At 59.3% G+C, this 18,679-nt stretch carries 21 protein-coding genes and 1 tRNA gene; 2 read left to right on the top strand and 20 right to left on the bottom strand.

Annotated elements, in window-relative coordinates:
- Nucleotides 1-9: 9 nt before the first annotated feature.
- The 18 genes from Enr13x_RS20125 to Enr13x_RS20210 form a co-directional block, all read right to left on the bottom strand.
- A complete protein-coding gene (locus Enr13x_RS20125) occupies nucleotides 10-417 on the bottom strand; it encodes a hypothetical protein (protein WP_145388720.1) in 408 nt (135 codons plus the stop codon).
- Nucleotides 418-694: 277 nt separating this feature from the next.
- On the bottom strand, nucleotides 695-1,198 hold the full coding sequence (locus tag Enr13x_RS20130; RefSeq protein ID WP_145388721.1) for a hypothetical protein: 504 nt from the start codon (nucleotides 1,196-1,198) through the stop codon (nucleotides 695-697).
- Complete coding sequence (locus Enr13x_RS20135; RefSeq protein ID WP_145388722.1) at nucleotides 1,185-1,436, bottom strand: hypothetical protein; 252 nt, start codon at nucleotides 1,434-1,436, stop codon at nucleotides 1,185-1,187. The genes Enr13x_RS20130 and Enr13x_RS20135 overlap by 14 nt, the downstream gene beginning before the upstream one ends.
- A 49-nt stretch (nucleotides 1,437-1,485) precedes the next feature.
- On the bottom strand, nucleotides 1,486-2,043 hold the full coding sequence (locus Enr13x_RS20140) for a hypothetical protein (RefSeq protein WP_145388723.1): 558 nt from the start codon (nucleotides 2,041-2,043) through the stop codon (nucleotides 1,486-1,488).
- Between the two features lie 54 nt (nucleotides 2,044-2,097).
- Nucleotides 2,098-2,607 (bottom strand): hypothetical protein, encoded by a 510-nt coding sequence (locus tag Enr13x_RS20145; protein ID WP_145388724.1) that lies wholly within the window; start codon nucleotides 2,605-2,607, stop codon nucleotides 2,098-2,100.
- Nucleotides 2,608-2,609: 2 nt separating this feature from the next.
- Nucleotides 2,610-2,990, bottom strand: a complete 381-nt coding sequence (locus Enr13x_RS20150) for a hypothetical protein (RefSeq protein WP_145388725.1) — start codon at nucleotides 2,988-2,990, stop codon at nucleotides 2,610-2,612.
- Between the two features lie 4 nt (nucleotides 2,991-2,994).
- Entirely contained in the window at nucleotides 2,995-3,933 is a 939-nt protein-coding gene (locus Enr13x_RS20155; RefSeq protein ID WP_145388726.1) for a major capsid protein, read from the bottom strand.
- A 56-nt stretch (nucleotides 3,934-3,989) separates the two neighbouring features.
- On the bottom strand, nucleotides 3,990-5,135 hold the full coding sequence (locus tag Enr13x_RS20160) for a hypothetical protein (RefSeq protein ID WP_145388727.1): 1,146 nt from the start codon (nucleotides 5,133-5,135) through the stop codon (nucleotides 3,990-3,992).
- The gene (locus tag Enr13x_RS20165) at nucleotides 5,132-6,535 is read right to left on the bottom strand and encodes a phage portal protein (protein WP_145388728.1); all 1,404 of its coding nucleotides are present in this window, start codon (nucleotides 6,533-6,535) and stop codon (nucleotides 5,132-5,134) included. Before Enr13x_RS20165 ends, Enr13x_RS20160 begins: the two co-directional genes overlap by 4 nt.
- Nucleotides 6,535-6,759 (bottom strand): hypothetical protein, encoded by a 225-nt coding sequence (locus tag Enr13x_RS20170; RefSeq protein ID WP_145388729.1) that lies wholly within the window; start codon nucleotides 6,757-6,759, stop codon nucleotides 6,535-6,537. Before Enr13x_RS20170 ends, Enr13x_RS20165 begins: the two co-directional genes overlap by 1 nt.
- 787 nt (nucleotides 6,760-7,546) lie before the next feature.
- The gene (locus Enr13x_RS20175; RefSeq protein ID WP_145388730.1) at nucleotides 7,547-9,655 is read right to left on the bottom strand and encodes a terminase gpA endonuclease subunit; all 2,109 of its coding nucleotides are present in this window, start codon (nucleotides 9,653-9,655) and stop codon (nucleotides 7,547-7,549) included.
- Nucleotides 9,656-9,889: 234 nt separating this feature from the next.
- Nucleotides 9,890-10,117 carry a hypothetical protein gene (locus Enr13x_RS20180; protein WP_145388731.1) on the bottom strand — a complete coding sequence of 76 codons (228 nt, stop codon included), beginning with the start codon at nucleotides 10,115-10,117 and terminating at the stop codon, nucleotides 9,890-9,892.
- A gap of 274 nt (nucleotides 10,118-10,391) precedes the next feature.
- On the bottom strand, nucleotides 10,392-10,799 hold the full coding sequence (locus tag Enr13x_RS20185; RefSeq protein WP_145388732.1) for a hypothetical protein: 408 nt from the start codon (nucleotides 10,797-10,799) through the stop codon (nucleotides 10,392-10,394).
- A gap of 757 nt (nucleotides 10,800-11,556) precedes the next feature.
- Nucleotides 11,557-12,846, bottom strand: a complete 1,290-nt coding sequence (locus Enr13x_RS20190) for a hypothetical protein (protein ID WP_145388733.1) — start codon at nucleotides 12,844-12,846, stop codon at nucleotides 11,557-11,559.
- 214 nt (nucleotides 12,847-13,060) lie between these two features.
- The gene (locus Enr13x_RS20195) at nucleotides 13,061-13,270 is read right to left on the bottom strand and encodes a DUF1580 domain-containing protein (RefSeq protein WP_145388734.1); all 210 of its coding nucleotides are present in this window, start codon (nucleotides 13,268-13,270) and stop codon (nucleotides 13,061-13,063) included.
- A gap of 339 nt (nucleotides 13,271-13,609) precedes the next feature.
- Nucleotides 13,610-14,338, bottom strand: a complete 729-nt coding sequence (locus tag Enr13x_RS20200; RefSeq protein ID WP_145388735.1) for a hypothetical protein — start codon at nucleotides 14,336-14,338, stop codon at nucleotides 13,610-13,612.
- Between the two features lie 61 nt (nucleotides 14,339-14,399).
- Complete coding sequence (locus Enr13x_RS20205; RefSeq protein WP_145388736.1) at nucleotides 14,400-15,581, bottom strand: tyrosine-type recombinase/integrase; 1,182 nt, start codon at nucleotides 15,579-15,581, stop codon at nucleotides 14,400-14,402.
- 118 nt (nucleotides 15,582-15,699) lie between these two features.
- Nucleotides 15,700-15,773 (bottom strand) — tRNA-Asp (locus Enr13x_RS20210).
- A 313-nt stretch (nucleotides 15,774-16,086) separates the two neighbouring features.
- Here Enr13x_RS20210 and Enr13x_RS38110 point away from each other — a divergent pair.
- Together Enr13x_RS38110 and Enr13x_RS20215 are read left to right on the top strand one after the other, a co-directional pair.
- Nucleotides 16,087-16,263 carry a hypothetical protein gene (locus Enr13x_RS38110; protein WP_197455223.1) on the top strand — a complete coding sequence of 59 codons (177 nt, stop codon included), beginning with the start codon at nucleotides 16,087-16,089 and terminating at the stop codon, nucleotides 16,261-16,263.
- Between the two features lie 111 nt (nucleotides 16,264-16,374).
- Nucleotides 16,375-16,701 carry a DUF6793 family protein gene (locus Enr13x_RS20215; RefSeq protein WP_145207679.1) on the top strand — a complete coding sequence of 109 codons (327 nt, stop codon included), beginning with the start codon at nucleotides 16,375-16,377 and terminating at the stop codon, nucleotides 16,699-16,701.
- Here Enr13x_RS20215 and Enr13x_RS20220 read toward each other — a convergent pair.
- A complete protein-coding gene (locus Enr13x_RS20220; RefSeq protein WP_145388737.1) occupies nucleotides 16,688-17,602 on the bottom strand; it encodes a carbohydrate kinase family protein in 915 nt (304 codons plus the stop codon). The genes Enr13x_RS20215 and Enr13x_RS20220 overlap by 14 nt on opposite strands.
- Entirely contained in the window at nucleotides 17,599-18,633 is a 1,035-nt protein-coding gene (locus Enr13x_RS20225; RefSeq protein WP_145388738.1) for a Gfo/Idh/MocA family protein, read from the bottom strand. Before Enr13x_RS20225 ends, Enr13x_RS20220 begins: the two co-directional genes overlap by 4 nt.
- Between the last annotated feature and the right edge of the window lie 46 nt (nucleotides 18,634-18,679).

Raw genomic sequence — 18,679 nt, forward strand, 5'->3', positions numbered from 1 at the left:
TCTGTGCCCTTAATTGAGGATTCCGTGCCATTCTGTCGGGATGGTTCCCGCTTCGACCTCTTCTTCCAGCGACACGCCGGAGAATGGACGTGGCTCGACCCTCGCTGTACGGATACGCTTTTTCTTGCGGCTTGATGGACGACTGCGGCGCGTGATTGCGTACCAGGTCGACCCGTCGTAGCTTTCCTCTGGAATGCGGATCGTTCCGCCGATCTCCAGAGTTCCGGGCACCGTCCCGTCGACCGGTTCGATCAACGATTGCCGCTTGTTCAACAGAACGGGACCGACGACGACTGAGTGTTGCTGTTGGTCATAGGCAAACAGAATCGTTCGCAGCGATGCAAACCCGGTCGTGTGTGCCGATGGAGGCTGCCCTGGCTTACTCGGTCGCCTGCGTTTCCGAATCTTAGAACGCATGCGCCGACGGATGTACGACCCAACACGCGAAAGCGCCCGGCGCTCTTTGCTCTCCAGCTGATTCCGGATCTTGTCCGAATCGAAGAAGTTGGCTTTTGAAACTTTGAAGTCGAGTCCGATCATTGGAAGTCTGACGCGTCGCGGTACGGGTGAAAGTCGAGCATGGATTTACCTTGGTTGCCCAGCACCGCCATCATTCGCGCTGCCGGGTCCCAGTTCTGCTTCCGCGCCTCAACCGCTGCCGCGTGCAACTCCCGGAGGGTCCATGGCCAAGGATCTACTCTGGCGATGGCGCTGAGTTCTGCGACCCACTGCCACTGCTCGGTTGCGGTTTGGTCGGCTCGGGGATCATCGACAATACGGCCGCTGTCCCCTCGTCTAGCTGCCTCTCGAATTCGCCGGAGTCGATCAATTCCAGCAAACGCTCCTGCCCAGCTTTGATCGATTCGATCTGCTTCCGAGCGAGAATCGCCATCGCGGTTTGGCCTAACTTCTGGAAAAAATTTTCCGTCTCCGCGAGTAACGCGATGGACGCCTGATCGGCAAACCCATCTCCATAGAGTCGCTGTTCAAATTCGTCCGCGCCGATGCTCGCCTCCTTGGCTTGCTCTTCGCACAAGAGGAACAGATACGTCAGACGCTCCGTCAGAGACGAGATCAGGTACTGATACTGCGTCGGGTGGAACAAATCGATTCCGATACGCTCCCTGATCGCGCGGACACGCTGAAGCGACAGGGCGACGGTCCACTGCTGACCCATGTTGTCCTTAAACGTTTTCATTCGGTTCCTGTTCTTGATCGCTTGGGGGGGATTGCTTCGGCGTGTTCGCTGCGTCCTCGAATGACTGATAGAGCGCCCCGCCAATCCAGATGGTTTGGCCGGGCAACATGTCTTTCGTCAGACGGTCGATCCGCGCCACGGTGGCGCTGTCGCCGATGCGCTTCGCCAGTTGGCTGAGTCGCCAGATTTCAACCTCCACGTGTGGACTGACGGTGGCGACTTTGCGTTCTTTTGCCATTCCAGTTCTCCGGTTGGCGGTGACGGTCAGGGGTACTGTCAGGAGCGGGCTACGCGGAAACCGGATCGGTTCCGCCGGTCGCAACGACGACGTCTTGATCCGTCTCCAGATTCCCCAATTCGTCGATGGCTTCCGCCATGCCGAAATTGAATGTGGTCAACACCGGGTCAGCACCGTTGCCGCCGTTCGGTGTTTCCCCAAACAACACGGGCGCGACCACACCGCGAGCGTTTGCCACCGACAACTCGTCTGACAGGATCAGAATCCTCATCAGGGTGCCGTTTCGCTGTGCGCTCTTCAACGCAGCGTAGACAGCGTCGGCCGAACGTTTGCGAACGTACTCGAAACTGCCGCTAAAACCTGAGAACCCAGGTGTGTTGAAGTTGTAGTCTCCAATTTCGACACTCCCCAATCCGGGGCCGTCTGTGTACTGAAGATTCCGGTGCGGGATTTCGACCCATGCGGCTGCCTCATCGCTCAGTGAGTCATCGGTGTACCCGCCGCTCAGAAGCGTTTTGTCGTAATACATCTTCTGCTCGCGTCCGCTGTACCCGCCTCGGGTCAGCTTGCCGAACTGTGCTGCTACCGGATCAGTGATTGTTGCCATGACTATCGGTCCTTTTGTTTTCACGCGAGCGGCGCCCGCGATCGGGGGTGATGGTTAAGGGTTGGTTCGGTCGAGAGTGTCGTAGTAGCTGAGGCGAATCAGGGAGAGGTAAACATTTGAGTTGTAAAGACGATCAACATCCAACGTGACGCTATCAAGCGACCTGAACGCAAAGTTTTCGCTCCCGAGCTTCGTCATCTGCCCAGTCGGTGACCATAGCTCGATGATCTCTTGCGCCAACGCGTCCAGCTCGTCGGCTTCTTCTTTTCGTTGTTGCCGGAAATCGCTTTTGGTTTTCCCGGCGCCCTGTTGCAGCGGCGAGAGGTTTCCTAACACTCCCACCTCAACAACGATGATTCGTTCATTGACCGCGCCCTCGCTGGCATCGATCGATTGCGTTCCGTTCCGGACGACGATCAGCCGTTTGTTTTCGTACTCCTCGATCTCCTCACGCGAGTAATCAACGATCAGGCAGGTCTCTACCGTCTCGTCCTCAAACCCGCTCTGAAGCAACACCGCGAGGTTGTCGCGGAATCTCGATCGTCGAAAGTATTGGGCGTCCATGGTCAGCTAGCGCTCTGTCGTAACGTCGTGTGGATTCGGTACGAGACGCGTCGTGCGTCCGACCATCGCCAGCCCGTGGGGTTCAGACTGGGGATCACGTCGTAGACCGCCCCGCCCACATCAGTGATCGTCGCGCCCACGCTGGGCTCAACGGTCTCCTCTGTGTCCGGATCGATCATCAGTGCCCGGCGAACGATCCAATCGACCGTGCGGACCTCGGTGTACACATCGCCGTCAGACTGCACCGCATCAAACCGGGACTGTCCACGCACCGCCTGTTCGATGGCGATGGTGAGATCACCGAACTGATACGTCACGGCCTCCCCTGCGGCGCCCTCCAGGACGTCCGCGTGTAACGACAATGCATCATCGATCAGTGACATCGGCTTACGCGGCTACCGTGAGGAGCGCCTCGGTGTCGGTGATCTGATCCGTCACGACGATTGGCACGCCGTGCGCCTCCGTCGGGAACGGTGCCTCAGCCCCAGTGGCATTGGTCGCGGTTCGCGACTGTTGCAACTGTTTTTGGCTGCGTCGGCTCATCGCGAATGCGTTGGGCTTGCGTCCCGCCGGGAACAGGGCGAACAACTCGGACAACAGGTCATCGGTGAGTCCCTTGCCGCTGTCGGCGGTCAGGTTGCAGATCCGCCCCAAGTCTAATGTCGTCGAGATTTGCAGGCCGCCGTAGAACAGGATCGGGGTTCGCATCGCGTCGTAGACGCCGGTTGCAGATCCATCCAGCACGGTCGGGAACTCTTCGCCGATCTCGATCCGCCCGTTGGCACCGTACACGACGCTCACAGCGGGCTCACCGATTCGGATGGCCCAGACGGACGAAGCCGTGTTGGCGGTTGTGCCAGCGGCGTTGATGACCATCGAATCGTCCGAGTCGTCGCACGTCGTTTCATTGGCGAAGCCCCCAAAGCCATCCGCGTCTTGGCCGGTGCCGTAAACGATTTGCTTTTCGAAGTCCGCGAAGGCTGCCATCAAGTGATCTTTGGCTTCACGGGTTCGCAGCGCGTCACCGTTCTTGGACTTCAGGAGTCCCATATCGATCGAGAACCCGGCGTCGAACAGCTTGAGCGCCTTGACGACCTTGGTGTACGTGGCCTTCTTGTTTTCGCGGCCGTCGTTGATCGCACGGAAGCCCGTCGTGGGCGCCGCGGTTTTCTTCAACCACTCGTGGCTGGTGTCGTTGGACGCTTCGATTGCTGAGAGTGCCGCCAATAGTGGCGCGTCCTCCAGCAGTTCCGAAACTTCGATGTCGGAGATGTTGCCGTCGCCCAGTTGCAACAGCTCGGTTGTGGTGACGAATGCGTTAGCCATCGTTCGATTTTCCTTGGTTCAAAAGTGGTTTGTTGTGAATGCCCGCTATCGACGGGTCAGTTTTTGCGTGCCCGCGTGTACTCCGCGAAGCTGACCTTCTTCGATTCATCACCGGGGTGAGTCTCGATCGGGTGCTCTTCGCCAAGGTTGATCGACGAAAGCTTTTCCTGAGCCTCGCTCAGCGACCCTTGAGCTTCGATGAGCGCCGCCGCCTGCTTGTCGCAGAACAGTTCCAACGCCTCTTCGTAGCTCTTGCCGTCGGTAAACCAGTTGACGCCGTCTTCGGCACCGAACTTGTCCGTGTATCGCTTCTGTTCAGCGAGCAGTGATTCTCGCGTCACTTCTGGGGCTGCCGGTGCGTCCGGCGTTTCGGTCTTTGCCATGGCGGCTAGCTCCGTTTCTGAAACAAGGGAAAGCCCGTGGCTACTGAGCCAATGGGCAAAGAATTGGGACGCCCGGTCGCCATCGACATCGAATGCCGATGACTGGGGCTTGGTGTCGCTGATACCAGCGGCGTAGCTGAGAAATTCGTCTGCCTGACGGGCCAACGGCGAACGATCAAACAGACCGTCAGGGTTGGCCGCTGGCTCGTCGACCACGTCGGCAGCGCGCAGCTCTGAGAGCCGCACGTGTGGGTATCCGTGTTCGTTGCGATCGTCCGGGCTTTTGAATCGTTTGGTTTTGACGGTGCGCCCGTGACGGTCCTCATACTCGTAGTCCTCTTGGTGCGCCTCGCCAAACGCGTCCTCTGATTCGAAATCGTGATGAAACACGATCGACAGCCCAGCGGCGGCCGGGTCTTCATCGGTCAGCAGCATCACGTACTCGGCGAGATCACCGTCAGGCGTGCTGTGAGCGCTCTCTGCAAAGTGCAAATCGCCCACGGCTTTTTCACCCTCGACCCTGACGTCCATCAGGCGACCAAGGTGACGACCCATGCCGTCGGAGCACAAACCGGGATGAGTGAAGCGACACTTGAGCCCGGTCTCGGCCTTGCCCTGTGCGTACTCCGCTACCTGCTCGATGGTGATCTGGTCGAGCCACATCTCGTGGCCCAACGCCTCACCAACGGCCGCAAGCGATACGCCACGGATGATGCCCGCGCCATACTTGCCACCGGCTCGGTCGATCACCGGGTCTGCACCGTCTGCGCGTCCGAATCGTGCGTACTGTTTTGCCGGTGGGTCCATTGTCTTTGTCATTGGTCTGTCTCGATTACTTGGATTGCTTCCGGTTCCATCGCGTACTCCAGCGACACACCTTTGGATGCCGCGTACTCGCGTGCTTTCGCGATTTGATCGATGTTGTCGTAGAGGTCGGTGCCAGTCGAACGGCAGATTCGTTGCGGGTTGTCCAGCGCACCTTTGATCGCAGCCACGTGTCCGCGAATCTCTTTGCTGGGATCCCACCACGGCATCCCACGGGGCACCCACTCAAACGCGACGTCAAGAACACGCATGCCACGGGGCAGCGTCAGCCGTCCGTCACGGACCCATCCGGCGATCTTCCAGACGGTGTAGTTCCGCCGCATTTCGATCTGGTCGTCTCGCTTGTCTTTGCACGACCGTTCGTAGTGCAGCCACGCCGCTCGGCTGCCGAAGAAGTTCGTATGAGACTCGTCATAAAACGAGTATGGAATGTCCAACGCCTTCAACGCGACCTGGACCACCAACTGCGTGAACTTCTGGAACTCGCTGGACGGTTGCTTGGATTCGAGAAACTCAGCTCTGTCGCCGGGATCTAAGTCCAAAAGTTGGGGGCCGCTGCCGAAGTCGACCTTGTAACCAGCAGGGTCCCCGGTGCTCTCATCAGTCGGGCCGTCTTCATCCTCGCCAAGTTCGCCGGCCGATTCAGTGCCATTGCGATAGAACGCCAACGCAAAGAGCTGAGACACCTTCGCCTTGGCCAGTGCGTACGAAAAGTTTTCGTAGACGTCACGAAGGGGATTGAGAGCCGAAACCAGCGGCGAGACTCCACGCACCTGATCGCCGGCATACCGATCGAAGAACCCGTAATGAATCACATTCGGTGCGTTGACTCGGCGAACGAACTCAACCGATGTGTTGCTGGCCCGCCGGTGCAGGGCAAATGACAGAGGCCGGCCGAATCGACCGATCATGATCCCGTCTACCCAGTTTTCGCTGGCCCCCATATCGACAGGATCTCGGATTAGATCCGCTTGGATGCCCTGTAGGCGCCCATCGTTAAGTTTGATTAAGCCAGTGTCGCCATCCAAGACTCGCCGGGCCTCTGCCAATCGAAACAGCTTCTCGCGGCCGAATCGCCCTGATAGGTCAGAACGCGACGGGCGCGAATCATCCAACATGAGCCTTTCGATTTGTTGGTTTAGCTGCTCGTCCTCGTTGCGGCCGTGAAAGTCAAACGCCGAGACGTAGTCCAGGTGCCGCCGGACCATCCACGCCGCAAGACTCAGATTGCGGCAGAGATCCGCTGCATTCTCTTGCAGCTTCCTGCGTTTCGTTCCTCGTACGTGGTGGTCCTCACGGACCACACCGCGCGTGATGGCGCGACGTCGGCCGCGGGGATTCAACGCGTCGTAGGAGAAAAACGATGTAACGCGATTGGTGAAGGTCCCCAGCATCAGAAGCCTCCCAGGCTAATCCGGGAGGCAACGGGCCGACGGGTGCGCCGCGGTACCAAGCCATCACGCAGTTTCGTCAGCCGTTCACGCTCTTGCCGCAAGCTGGCCAAGTTGACCTTGGTGCTTGTGCCGTCGGTGGACACGCTCTCGATGCCAGACGCCAGTCTTGCGTCAATGGTGGCAAGACGCGTCTCAATGCCGCGTAAAGACTCGTAGCTGTTCATGCCGACGATCCTACGCGCCGTCGCGTGATTCCCCCCTACCGTGATGTCCGCGTCTCGGAGTTACTTGCCGCGAAAAGTGTCTCACCGTGAGGCGCTTTTTGGGGTGCGCGAATCACCGACTATGTTTCAGCCACACGAAACCGTAATTCGTCCATGGCGTCGGACATCGCCGGCTTCGGCGGCACCGCTTTCGGAAGTTACTTTGGGTTTGGCCCCGCGATTTACGGGTTTTTCGGCGGGCAAACTTGCCACATCGCCGTCGGTAGGCTCCGCCACCGGCCATGCCTCTTCGGCTTTCGCGGAAAGTTGTCTCACCGTGAGGCGCTTTTTAAGCGGGCAAAGTTTCCCGTTTGCCGCCGATAAGCTCTGCCGGCCCAGACGCCTCATCCGCCGCGTCGAAGCCCGCTTCGGCTGGCTCGCTCTCAGGGGTCGCAATCGCATCGGCCCCGGAATTTGCGGGTTTTTCGGCGGGCAAAGTTTCCCACTTGCCGCGAAAAGTGTCTCACCGTGAGGCGCTTTTTGGGCGGGACGGCTCACGGGTTGTCGAAGAATCTGTCTACCCGGTGCTGTCCGCACTGCCCGCACTGAGTGCGCCTCAGGACGAGGCGGGCGTACGGCAGACCGCTCGGGGAAACACCCTCTGACTTGATCGAGCGGACGTTGTGGTACCGTCCGCGGTTCGTACTCTTGCACTTGGGACACGCCGACGGGATCACGTCCACCTGCGTGTAAGTGTTTCGGGACTTTGCGGCCGTCTTTGGCCGAGTTCGTTTGGCTGCCATGTTGCTCAGCAAGCTAAGGGGGAAACTTTTCGACGCCGTTTTTTCGGCCGCGTGGTTGCTTTGGCCGCGGGGGACTTCTGGACGCCGTCTTCAACCGCAATGCCCTCGATGTGCGCGAGAACCGACGCACCGATCAGGCAGTCCCACAGGTCGTTCTCGATGCCGCTGTGTGATTGCTTCCATTCCGTCACCACGTTGCCGTTGCGTCCTTCTTGATCGATCGCGTCCTCGGCCGTCCAGTGTTCCGCGATCATGCGGTGAATTGTCGGACTCGCTTTGAATAGAAGAATAGCGCGGTCGGATCCTTTGACCGTTGAGAGCCGTTCGGCTGCCCATGACTTCCACCAGTTCGTGTCGACAAGAATCTCGCGGGCACCCGGTTGGCTTTGCGGTGGCGGTTGCATTCGGCAGTGAACGCCGAGCCGCATTCCCTTTTTGTGGGTCCAGAAATTCCACGGTCGGTTATCCGATCCGATGTACTGCCCCATCATTGGATGCAGCTTGCCGATGTGTTGAGATTCGCGGCAGAACCGCCGGATCACCCGTGTCGAGTGTCCCCACCGAACATCGATCCCCATGCGATCGATCCGCATTGCAGCGCCGTCGCCGCGTTTGTAGGTTCTAGTCAGCAGCTGGTCCGTCAGTACCTCCAATCCGGCGTATATCGCCTCATTGAGAATGTCGGAGTCTGCGGCCTTTTGAAGCGTGTACCGAATTTGCCGCTTGGCGAAATAGCTCTTCTTTTGATCGGGGTACGTCCCGTAGTCGATAACGTGACCACGTCCCGTCGAAGTCCACGCAACCACGATGTAGAACAACACGTTTCCCTGACAGTCCGCAAAGGCCGTGATCTTTTCGCATTCGGCCGGGACCACGTTTCGCTTGTCGCCGCCGATCCGTGCCGCGAGGTCATCGGCTTTCAGGTCAAACCGCTTTTCGATCACGGACGTCAGCGGCGCGTTTTGATACTCGCTGAAGAAAGTCGCTTCGTCCTGGAACCGAAGGTTGTATGCATACTGAAGTGCCGAGACGCATTCGGTACCAGTGTCGTCATCCTCGTCCAGTGATCCCTTGCGGGCTTCCCAGCCGACACGGCTACCCGTGTGCATTTCTTCGTAGTTGTCACGCACGAACTGATTCGCCGCCGATCCGTCGCCACCGATCCGCAATTCGGCGTGCCTAATCTCCCGGTACTCTTCCCAGATCTCTTCGTTCGCCGGCCACTCGTAGACCATCGCGCACGTGTCACCCTGCCACTCGGGAGACTGCTCTCGGTCCAGCAATCGGGATGACAGGTCGTCGTCGTAGATGACGGTGCAGGCGCATAACGCCGCGATCGCCTTGGACGGGCCAGCCATGCCCAACACGTCGCCCATGATCAGCTCGTACCGCTCCTGGTTCTGACTTGGCGACTTGGCCGATTTCTTAGTTTGCGGGTCGTCAGGCAATACGACGTCGGGCCGCAAAATTGTGCCATCAGGCAAAACCAACTGTTGCCCCCGGATGTTGCCGCTGGTCAAGCCGATCGCCGAGATACCGGCGCCCTTCAACGGGCAGCCATCGACCACACCGAATCCGATTTGTTCGGTGTTCCACACCACGCCTGTTAGCGTACCATTGCTGGTTTGCGCTGGCCCTTTCTTGCCCTCGCCCCCAAGAGACAGGATCGCGTGCAACTCCTGCGGGTATAGCTCGTGGAGACACTGGTTGTGCAGGAGGATTGTCTTGATGCCGGTCAGCAGCTCTTTCGCTTTTTTGGCTGTCGACGCGATAATCACGGCAAACCGACGATGACGCGTTAGGATCAGCCACAGAAGAGCGCGGACAAGGATCGCAGTCTTGCCTCCGGACCGTGGATGCGCGATCGCCTTTAGCCCGCCCCGGATCCCGATACGTTCGATCTCCGCAATCAATCGCAGATGATCATCCGACCAACCCAAAAAGAACGCCGCCGGGAAACAGTATTCCAGGAAGAACCGTAGCGACTCATCACACCGACGTCGCAGCTCGGCAAGCTCGCCCTCTGGCGCCGGCGGCAGATCCCCAATGTCGCGTTTTTGCGCGTTGATACGGTTCTGGCTTTCGTTCTTTTGGTCACGCCGTTTATTCGCCAAGGTCCTGATGTCCTATGAATGCGTGGAATCGACTGTTCCCTTAGCTATCGATCGCGCCCAGATCCCAGAAAGGACCCGTTTTTCTCGCCCGACTGCCACCACGTCCCCTCTGAGCTTCTGTGTGTTCACGCCCGCTTGGCCGTTCTGGTTGGCGTTGCGTTGTGAGGCCGTCTGTGCCGCTGGTTGTTTGCCGTCGGCGCATGTGAGCTGCCATCTGCTATCCACGGCTGGGCCTCATGTATCGCCGTTGCGATCGACGCGACTGCGACGACTGGCTGTCCCACGGGCGTCCCTCCACACTTGCAGTGCGTCGCACGCTTCCAGGTACGCGAGTTGCGCCCTACTGACCGGGCATCCCCGCAGCGTCCGCCAGTTGATCTGGCCGGTCTGAGCCACGCCGTAGTGCCAGCGGACAACAGACTCGTCCTCGCCGGTACGCAGGGCAGCCTCCGAGATCGTCATGAGTCGTGCACGCCGCTGGACGTACCACTCATGCTCCAACCGGTAGCATATCGACGGCACACGCCGGGCGAGGCCGTCCCTGACCCAGCGCTGCTGGACGCCCAAGCTAATTCCGAATCGTTCGCCGAGCGCGATACTCTCGCCGGAGATTACCGCGCGGAGAAATGCGCACCGATCGCGAAACGACCCACGATCGGGCAGGACACTGGGGCAGCTGACCACCTATCTATTTCCATCGTTGTGCCCTTTTTGGAATTGCGAAGCCCTTTCGCCGCTATTCTACCGCGGCCGGCGCGTGCTGGACATAGATCGTCCCCCGCGCGTAGACGTACTTCGCGCCGCTCGCAACGCGAATCGCGTACCCAGCAAGGCGTGGCTTCGATGTTACCGCCGCCGGCAAAGTGAACTCGACCAGATTGCTGTCCGATCCTGCAATCGTGATATCGTCCGAGTCAACCGTGGCGATGTGCTGACACCGCTCATCCTCGATGGCTACTGCCAGATCGATGCCGTCTAGATCGATCGGAGTCGTCCCATCGGTGTCATAGACCAGCACCGATACCGAGATCGTCTCGCCGGTGTATACGTTGATCGGTGTGCTGCTGTCGCGGTTGGGCGTGGCCGCGCCGGCGATCAATAGCTCGCTGCCGTCCACCCTCACTCCGCCGATTACGTCTGTCATGTGTGCCTCGTGTAGGTTGCCGTGCGTGAATTGTATGCGGCGATCACCGCCAAAAGCGCCTCACCGTGAGACACTTTTCGCTCGGATCCACCCAGGGAACCTGGATGCGATTTACGCCAAACGGGTCAAAAAACCCGTGCCCGAGGAGAAAACCCGACCCAAGTGGGAAACTTTGCCCGCTTCCCAGCCGCGGGAAATCCTTGCCCGCCAATCGCCAGGTGGGAAACTTTGCCCGCGACCGGATTTGCCTTTGCGCCTCACCGTGAGACAGGTTTTCGATGCCCAAAAAGCGCCTCACCGTGAGACACTTTTGCCCACCGATCCGCAAAGTGGGAAACTTTGCCCGCCACTTCGCCCGGCGATTTACGGCGTTTTAGAAAAACCAACTTGCCGTGGGAAACTTTGCCCGTCGATCCAAGTGGGAAACTTTGCCCGCTTCGATCACTCCCAAAAGCGCCTCACCGTGAGACAAATGGGGCTGCACATCGGCGACGTCGGCAATCCAATCGGAGCCGGCATCACCGTCGTATCGTGGAGTGGGTGGCGTGGGCTCGCAGTGCCAGCTGGCACGCTCGACGCGCAACAGACGCCGTGATGGTGGCCGTGGGACGCGTCGCAGGTGGCGGCAGACTGAGCATGGGCATCCGGTGGACGTTGACATCGTGCGAACCTCTGTTTGAGTTAGCGAAAGCGCCTCACGGTGAGACAACTTTTGTGGCCGCCGAAACACCGCGCGGCGGCCGTCGCGGGGGGGCGATTACGCCGGCTTCGGCTCGGTGACCAGCTGAATGCCGAGCCGCTGGCAGGACTCGGTGAATGCGTCAGAGATCGCTTGCTCGTGCGATGTGGGCCCGTATACCGCGTCGTGCAGCGTCAGGATCGGCACGTCCGGGTACCGCTCGACCAGCAGTGCCGCCACTGTGTGAATCACCACACTGCTCTCGACACGCTGTAACAGCCTGATCAGTGCGCCGTGATCCTCAGCATTGACGCGGCGAATGAACGCGAAGACATCAGGATACGTCTCACGCACGTAGCTCTCGACCGAGCGAGTGTCCGGCTTGGCCGCTCGCTGGTAGCGTCCCTTCTTCGCCAGGACGTCTTTCAGGAAGTGCGACTTGCACTCTTCTCGCGTCAGGCCGGTGCCCTCGACCAAGTCCTCGTACAATCGCCCCGTGGACGCCAACTCGATGTATCGCTCGGTCGACCGACTTCGTCTCGTTTCCCCGCCTATCGGGTTGTAAGGGTGCGCAGAGTAATATGGTAGTGATCCGTGGAAGGGTGGGGGTGGGGTGCTGTGTGTGGGTGGGTGGGTGTTGCGTGTCCGTAGCAGTGTCGCGAGCATCGCTGGCTGACTGTTGACGATGTCCACACCGACGAGCCTCTCCCCGTTGTCGTCGATGAGGTGACGTTTCAGGTCTCGACGTAGTGACGTGATCCCATTGTGTGCTCGTCCCTGTGCGCAAACCGAGTATCTCATTTGTCGTCGGTCGATTTGCTCGACTAGTAGTCGCTGTCCCAGTCGCGACTCGATCGGCATGTCCTTGATGTCCGTCAGGGCCGCGTCGAGATCGATCCGCAAGGATTGCTGCATCTGCCGCAGTGCGTGGTGGATCGGCGCCCACGTCGCCTCTCGCTCGTCTCTGCACCGCCGATAGTGTTCGGTGAGTCGATCCCGGATCCTTGGACATGTGGCCGGCGTCCAGTGGATCGAGTCATCCGCGAATCGATCACCGATGCGATATCCGAACGACTTGCGCTCTGTCCGACTGAATGGTTTCCGGTTGAGTGTGCCGTCGGCCAATAACGGTGTGATGATCTGCTTGCTGTATCGCGATCCGGTTATTGATCGCAGGTGCGAAGCGTTGAGCCTCGCCAGTCCATCGTCGCTGGTCGCCGAGTGCCGCATCACCAGGCCGACGAAGTAGCGTGCGCCGTCGGTGTATGTGAATGAGATTTTCTTCGTGGCATCGAACGTTGACGGCGCGAAAAAGCCAACTCGCTGTAATCTTTTCTTGCCGCTCGGCGGCGACGCGGATAGACTCATGACGTGTGATGTGGGTAGGTGATTCTGGCGCGAGTGGTTTTGCGCTGGTCTCGCGGCGGCGAATACGCCGCTTCCATTGGGAGTGTCGCTGTCGTGGTGGTTTTGATCGCTACGCCTGTCCGGATCGCACAGGACTCCGACTGGCCCTGTCGCGTGTTCCAGAAAAGGGGGCGGCGTCAGTGATTGCTGACGCCGCTTTTTTTATGCGCTGGCCTCACTCGTTGATCGCATCGAGAAAGCGTGTGAGCGCCTGCCGACTGGTGACGGTGTTGCGGCCGCCGATGCGGAGCGTCTCCAGCTTCTTGCCTTTGAGGCCGCGGTTGGCCCATCGCCATAGCGTGCTGACGTTCGGCCGGTTGGGCAGCTCCTTGGCCGCCTGAGACATCGTGAGAATGTCCTCGGTGAGCAGGTCGGTGGACTTCATGCGTCACCCCCGTCGGTTTTCGCATCCGCTGCGTTGATTTCATGGCGGATGCGAGCGAGCGAGCGCCGGCTGTAGATCGGCGTTGTGTCGGCCATGCCGGCCGGCCTGATGTCAGGGCACGAATCGATTACGTCTGTGACGCGGTCCAGGGGCTCGCCGAGTAGCTCGGAAATCCTCGCTGGTGTTAGGAAGTGTACGGCCTGTTGCTGCATTGCTTCGCCTCCAGGAATGAGTGATGGGGTACACCATTCGTCCCAGCGGCGCAAGAAAAAAACCGATTCACCGTGGTTTGCAGGGTGAATCGGTTTTTTCGTGGCGATAGCGTGGCGATAGCGCCGGTCAGAGCCGCCGCCGCTGCGGCAGGCCTTCCGATGCGAGGTCGCGTTGCTGCTGTCGCTCCAGCTCCTTGATCTCATCGATCCAGAGATCCTCGCCGTCCTCCCCAGGTTCGATGCCGCATAGGTCATCGCGGTATTCCATCACTTTGGGCGCCGTCGCCACGACGAAGTTCTGTCGCCAGTACTCAGCCACTACGCTCGACCGCGATACCTGGGCCTCATCGGCTAGCTCGCGTTGGCTTTTGGCCGGCCGGCCCTTCGTCAGGCGTATACGCACGGCTGCTACGTTCAGACGCTCCACGATCTCCTCTCGCGAGAGTCGCTTCCGCGGCTCGTGCGACCGCGGCTCGTACGACCGTGCTCGCTCCGCCAGCCGAAGCAATTTCATGGCGGCCGCATGGTTGATCTGGCGAATTGCTGTGATCCGACGACCAATCGAGCCCGGCTCCCCTTCGTCGCGATCAGGCAATGCCCGCTCGAGCGTCGCTCGGTCGCTATCGGCATCGAGACCGGCCACCTGGAGGATGTCACGGCCATCGACAATGGTCGTACCGGACTCTGGACGATCGAGCAACGCAGAGTAGCTACCCGGAGCCGGGTGCCCGTCATAGATGCTCTTGCGGTCGCACCACAAAAAAGTGATCTGCATAAGCCTGTCGGCCGCCTGCCTGGCACAGTCGCAAATTTTCCGCGACACGTGGTCAACGAGTAAATTGCCGTCATCATTCATCGTAGAAATCCAAAAAAGGGTGAGTGCATGATACCTAAGTTTGTCTCACGGGGAGACACGCTCAGCCGATCGACGGCGCCCGCTTGGCCGCCTCGATTGCCACGGCTTCACTCAGCTTCGCGTAGTGCTCCGTCATCGACGGGCGACTGTGCCCCAACAGTGCCTGGGCGTATTCGACACCAAGCGCTTCGCGTACCACACTGGCGGCCGTGTGGCGAAGCTGATACGGATACCAGTGATCGGTCCCGGCTTTCTTTGCGGCTCGCTGGATCGCATGTCGGTAGCTGGATGCGTCGTAGCGGTCACGCGGCAGTTTTTTTGGGTTGGCTTTCTTCCGGGACACCTGCGACGGCTGAACCTTGGTTTTGCGATTCTTCCGCAATTGCGCGTTACGCCATTCCACGGCCTCTTTTGGCGAGAAGCAAAACGCTTCGGGCTCGCGTTTCATGTACGGGATCAACGCCAACTTGGCATCGCCAACAATCGGAACTCCTTTCGTTTTGCCACGGTGTGCCGTTTTGTGGCTCGATGGGCGGTAGATCCATTCGGTCCCGTTTTGATCGATATCACAGGGACGCATCTTGCAAACCTCAGATGGTCGCATCCCGGTCGCGGCCTGAATGCGAACCATTGCTTTGATGATCGGGCTGAGATGCTGAGCGGTTAGCCGTACCGCCTCGATGTCCACCGCTGTAACAGGATTTGATTCCTTGGCGGTAGTTTGCCCGTACCTCAGCGGCTCAAGCGACTGGAGAGCAACCAATTGATCAGGCTTGATTAGCTCGCGGCTGACTCCGTGTCGGAAGATCGCGACCACGTTTCGGGTCTGGCGATTCACGTACGATCGGCAGTTGCCGGATTTCACGAACAACTCGCGGACGTCCGAAAGTTTTCGCGGCCCAAAGTCGGCTGCGGGTTCGTTGCCGTACTCGTCTTCCAGCAACTGGCAAAGATTTGTGAACCTCTCCAGCTCTTGCTTGTTGTTGGCATACTTGGTTTTGACGTGTTCCCTGACTTCACCCGTGACGCAACGAACTGTGATCACGGAATCGACCTGACGCTCGGGTTGTTCCGGTGGTGACGCCATTCCGTTGGCGATGTACTCGGCAACGAGCGCGTGATAGCGTGCCTGGGCCTCAACCGAATCGTGTGGCCCTAAGTAGTAGTTGCGACCGCAGAACGTGACGACAGACTGGCCGCTGACGTGGTACCGCATCGACGGTACACCCTTTTTGCGTGGCATAGTAGAAAGCCTTCTGCTGGGATTCTTGATATCGATTTATCAAGAATGCTTCCGGAGACAGGCTGCACGCCGAAGTGGCGGTTACGCTAAGTCGCGTATCGACCAAGAGTTAAGAAAGCGACGCGGACGGGACTCGAACCCGCAACCTCCGGATCGACAGTCCGGGGCTCTAACCAATTGAGCTACCGCGCCGAAGTTTGGTTCGCAAAATCTTGCGTTCCATCCTTCGTGGATGCGGGATTATATCGATGGTCGATCCCGCCGCAAGACCATGCTTCGGCTCATTTGCAGATCTTTCTTTAACCTTCTGGGTCGGATTGTTTTGACTGGTCCCATTTTGCCAAAAAAAACACGCTCGGGACGATTCGGATTTCTGCCCATCCGTCAAATTTTGTGCTTCAGCGGTTGCTGGAGACCTAGCGTTTTTACGGTGGATTGCGTTTCGAGACGCAAAAATCCGCGTGCCATTTTCGATTTCCCGTTCACATGCCCCAAAATCGTCGCCATGTTTTTTAGCTTTCACCCGCCTTTTCTGGCCTCCGCCGGCGACTTGATCCGTGACGTCGGCAACGAATTGATCACGTATTCCAACCAGATGACCACCACACACTGGGGAATTGTCGCCGGATGCGCCGTCGCTTTCGGCTTTTTGTGCTTGAAGGGCAGCGGTGTAAACCGATAACAGCTTGGCGACGTAGAATCACGAGAGATCCCGAGTCATTTGTTGGACCCGACTTTCGACCGGTCCGGTCGGCCCACCACCCGGCGAGCCCCTTCGCACGGAGAACTGGAAATGCCACTTTTTGAAATTGAAACCAACTCCCATATCATCATCACTTGGGCAGAGAACGAAGATGCCGCTCGTGATGTGGTCCATGACGCCTATCCCCATGACGAGGTTGTCCGGCTGACCAAACGGCCTCGCGACACCTGGGTCATCAGCAAAGGCGCTCTGGGCCTGACCAATACCACGCTGGATCCGTGCATGGTCGCTCGCGAATGTCTGAATCGATCGGCCGGCGACAAGGTCAATGCGATTCGTTTGTACCGAATGGAAACCGGCAGCGATCTCGATCAGGCTCGCAAAATGATCGAATCGAACATGGTCATGGGCTGGTAGCGAAAGCCAGGCCACCGAGCCGCCGGGCATTTTCCGACGCCACACGTGCGGCGAGTTCTGCGGCTTGGCGTGTTCCATGCCCCCGCACGTAGCCGTGCAGGAATGCGCCGTGATAGGTGTCTCCACAGCCCGTCGTGTCGATCGCCAATTCCGGCGAAATCGCCGGCTGGTGAAAACCCGATCCCTCTCGCTCGACCCAGGCACTTCCCGCCGCCCCGTCGGTGACGGCGACGATCTCGCAATCGAGGTCCTCCATCAGCGACTCGGCCAACTCCATTGCCGGGCGACGACGCTCGGAATCAGACGGCGGTTGCAGATGCGATTCGGCAAATTGCCGCGCGACGATCACCAGATCGGCGGCGCGGAGCATCGGCAAAATTTCGGGGCGATAGCGGTATGCCCCACCATCGAATGAAATCTTGACTCCGCTTTCTCTGGCAACGCGAATCGCCTGCAGACAAACATCGCCATGCCGTCCATTGAAATGCAGGACGCGGGATCGCGCGATCAGCTGTTCGATTTGCGGCGTCCACTGCAACCGTTCGCACGCCGAGCCGGGCGAAAAGACGATCGTCCGCTCGGCGGATTGTCTTTCGGACCAGATCGAAGCGACCGAACTGGTTGTGCCCGCCGATCGGACGATCGCTTGCGTGTCGACGCCTTCAATGTTCAGTGCCTGCAGGATTCGAGTTCCCGCCGCGTCCTCGCCAAGGGAATCGATCAGCGCGGCGCTGGAACCCAGTCGTGCCGCGGTCGCCATCGCGACGGTGATCCCACCGCCGATGCCCTCAAGGTGTCGTTCGGCCTGGACGACGGAACCGGGTTGCGGCAGCGCGTCGACCAGCATCAGGCTGTCCCAAACGGAGACGCCGATGCCGACGATGTCCATTCGCTGACTCATCCTTGATCGATCGGTTCTTTTGTACCGCTGGCGACCGACGCCGACGCGGCCAAGCACATCGCCACCGACCAGCGCCCGTCTTGGGCGGTGCAATGCAGCGGGCGGCCGGATTGAATCGCCTCGGCGACGCGAACGATCTGGTCTTCCAGTTCGAACAGCTCCCCGGTCGGCTTTTCGATCGGCACATCGACCACTTCGTTGCCGTCAAACGCACGCAACTTGAACGTCGGGTGTCGGGTCCGGTCCATCGCCCCGCTCCAGGAAGCCCACAAGGCGCCTTTGCTGCCGGTGACCTTGGCGGTTTGATGGTGTTCAAAGGCGCTAAGGGTTTGTGAGACGACGGCGTAGGCGTCGCCGGCAAAGTGCATGATCGCACTGAAGTTGTCTTGCAATTCGGGACGCTCCGGATCTCGAGAATTGGCCGTCGCATAAACCGACTGGGGCGTGCCTGCCGATTCCAAGTACCAGCGTGCGAGATCGAAGAAGTGGATCGGTTCTTCCAAAATCCAGTTTCCGACCCGATTGATGTCGTAGCGCCAACCGCCCGCACCTTGGCGATACGGGTTTCGGGAAAGTTCGACCAGACAGTACTGGGGCGTGCCGAGGAACCCGTCGTCGATCATTTCCTTGACCTTGCCCCACATCGACGACAGTCGCAGTTCGTGACCGACGCACAGCAACCGATCGTGCGATTGGGCCGATGCGATCATCGAATCGCATTGGTCCAGGTTGATGCCCATCGGTTTTTCGAGCAACAGGTGCTTGCCCGATTGAAGCACCGCCGTGGCGACTTCGTGGTGCAGATGGCTGGGGACGACGACATCGATCACGTCTAAGTCGTCGCGTGCGAGCAAGGCGTGATAGTCCGTCGTGACGAAGGCGTCGGGATACGCCTGGGACGCATCGGACGCCGTCGACTCACTGTGTGCGGCGATCCCGATCAGCTGGGCGTTGTGTGCTTTGGTGATCGCATCGGCGTGGTGTTTTCCCCAAGCGCCGAAACCGATCAATCCATATCGAACCAGGTTCATTGTGTGTTTGTATTAGGGAGGAATGCGTTGGAAAGTAAAATACCGA

Source organism: Stieleria neptunia (genome assembly GCF_007754155.1).
GTDB classification, from domain to species: domain Bacteria; phylum Planctomycetota; class Planctomycetia; order Pirellulales; family Pirellulaceae; genus Stieleria; species Stieleria neptunia.

Coding starts and splice junctions, on each gene's coding strand:
- Enr13x_RS20135 (WP_145388722.1), bottom strand. CDS start 1,436: ATGGCAAAAGAACGCAAAGTCGCCACCGTCAGTCCACACGTGGAGGTT.
- Enr13x_RS20165 (WP_145388728.1), bottom strand. CDS start 6,535: ATGCTGGGGACCTTCACCAATCGCGTTACATCGTTTTTCTCCTACGAC.
- Enr13x_RS20220 (WP_145388737.1), bottom strand. CDS start 17,602: ATGAGTCAGCGAATGGACATCGTCGGCATCGGCGTCTCCGTTTGGGAC.
- Enr13x_RS20145 (WP_145388724.1), bottom strand. CDS start 2,607: ATGGACGCCCAATACTTTCGACGATCGAGATTCCGCGACAACCTCGCG.
- Enr13x_RS20185 (WP_145388732.1), bottom strand. CDS start 10,799: ATGACAGACGTAATCGGCGGAGTGAGGGTGGACGGCAGCGAGCTATTG.
- Enr13x_RS20140 (WP_145388723.1), bottom strand. CDS start 2,043: ATGGCAACAATCACTGATCCGGTAGCAGCACAGTTCGGCAAGCTGACC.
- Enr13x_RS20180 (WP_145388731.1), bottom strand. CDS start 10,117: ATGACGATCTCGGAGGCTGCCCTGCGTACCGGCGAGGACGAGTCTGTT.
- Enr13x_RS20125 (WP_145388720.1), bottom strand. CDS start 417: ATGCGTTCTAAGATTCGGAAACGCAGGCGACCGAGTAAGCCAGGGCAG.
- Enr13x_RS20170 (WP_145388729.1), bottom strand. CDS start 6,759: ATGAACAGCTACGAGTCTTTACGCGGCATTGAGACGCGTCTTGCCACC.
- Enr13x_RS20215 (WP_145207679.1), top strand. CDS start 16,375: ATGCCACTTTTTGAAATTGAAACCAACTCCCATATCATCATCACTTGG.
- Enr13x_RS20200 (WP_145388735.1), bottom strand. CDS start 14,338: ATGAATGATGACGGCAATTTACTCGTTGACCACGTGTCGCGGAAAATT.
- Enr13x_RS38110 (WP_197455223.1), top strand. CDS start 16,087: ATGTTTTTTAGCTTTCACCCGCCTTTTCTGGCCTCCGCCGGCGACTTG.
- Enr13x_RS20195 (WP_145388734.1), bottom strand. CDS start 13,270: ATGAAGTCCACCGACCTGCTCACCGAGGACATTCTCACGATGTCTCAG.
- Enr13x_RS20205 (WP_145388736.1), bottom strand. CDS start 15,581: ATGCCACGCAAAAAGGGTGTACCGTCGATGCGGTACCACGTCAGCGGC.
- Enr13x_RS20150 (WP_145388725.1), bottom strand. CDS start 2,990: ATGTCACTGATCGATGATGCATTGTCGTTACACGCGGACGTCCTGGAG.
- Enr13x_RS20155 (WP_145388726.1), bottom strand. CDS start 3,933: ATGGCTAACGCATTCGTCACCACAACCGAGCTGTTGCAACTGGGCGAC.
- Enr13x_RS20190 (WP_145388733.1), bottom strand. CDS start 12,846: ATGAGTCTATCCGCGTCGCCGCCGAGCGGCAAGAAAAGATTACAGCGA.
- Enr13x_RS20160 (WP_145388727.1), bottom strand. CDS start 5,135: ATGACAAAGACAATGGACCCACCGGCAAAACAGTACGCACGATTCGGA.
- Enr13x_RS20130 (WP_145388721.1), bottom strand. CDS start 1,198: ATGAAAACGTTTAAGGACAACATGGGTCAGCAGTGGACCGTCGCCCTG.
- Enr13x_RS20225 (WP_145388738.1), bottom strand. CDS start 18,633: ATGAACCTGGTTCGATATGGATTGATCGGTTTCGGCGCTTGGGGAAAA.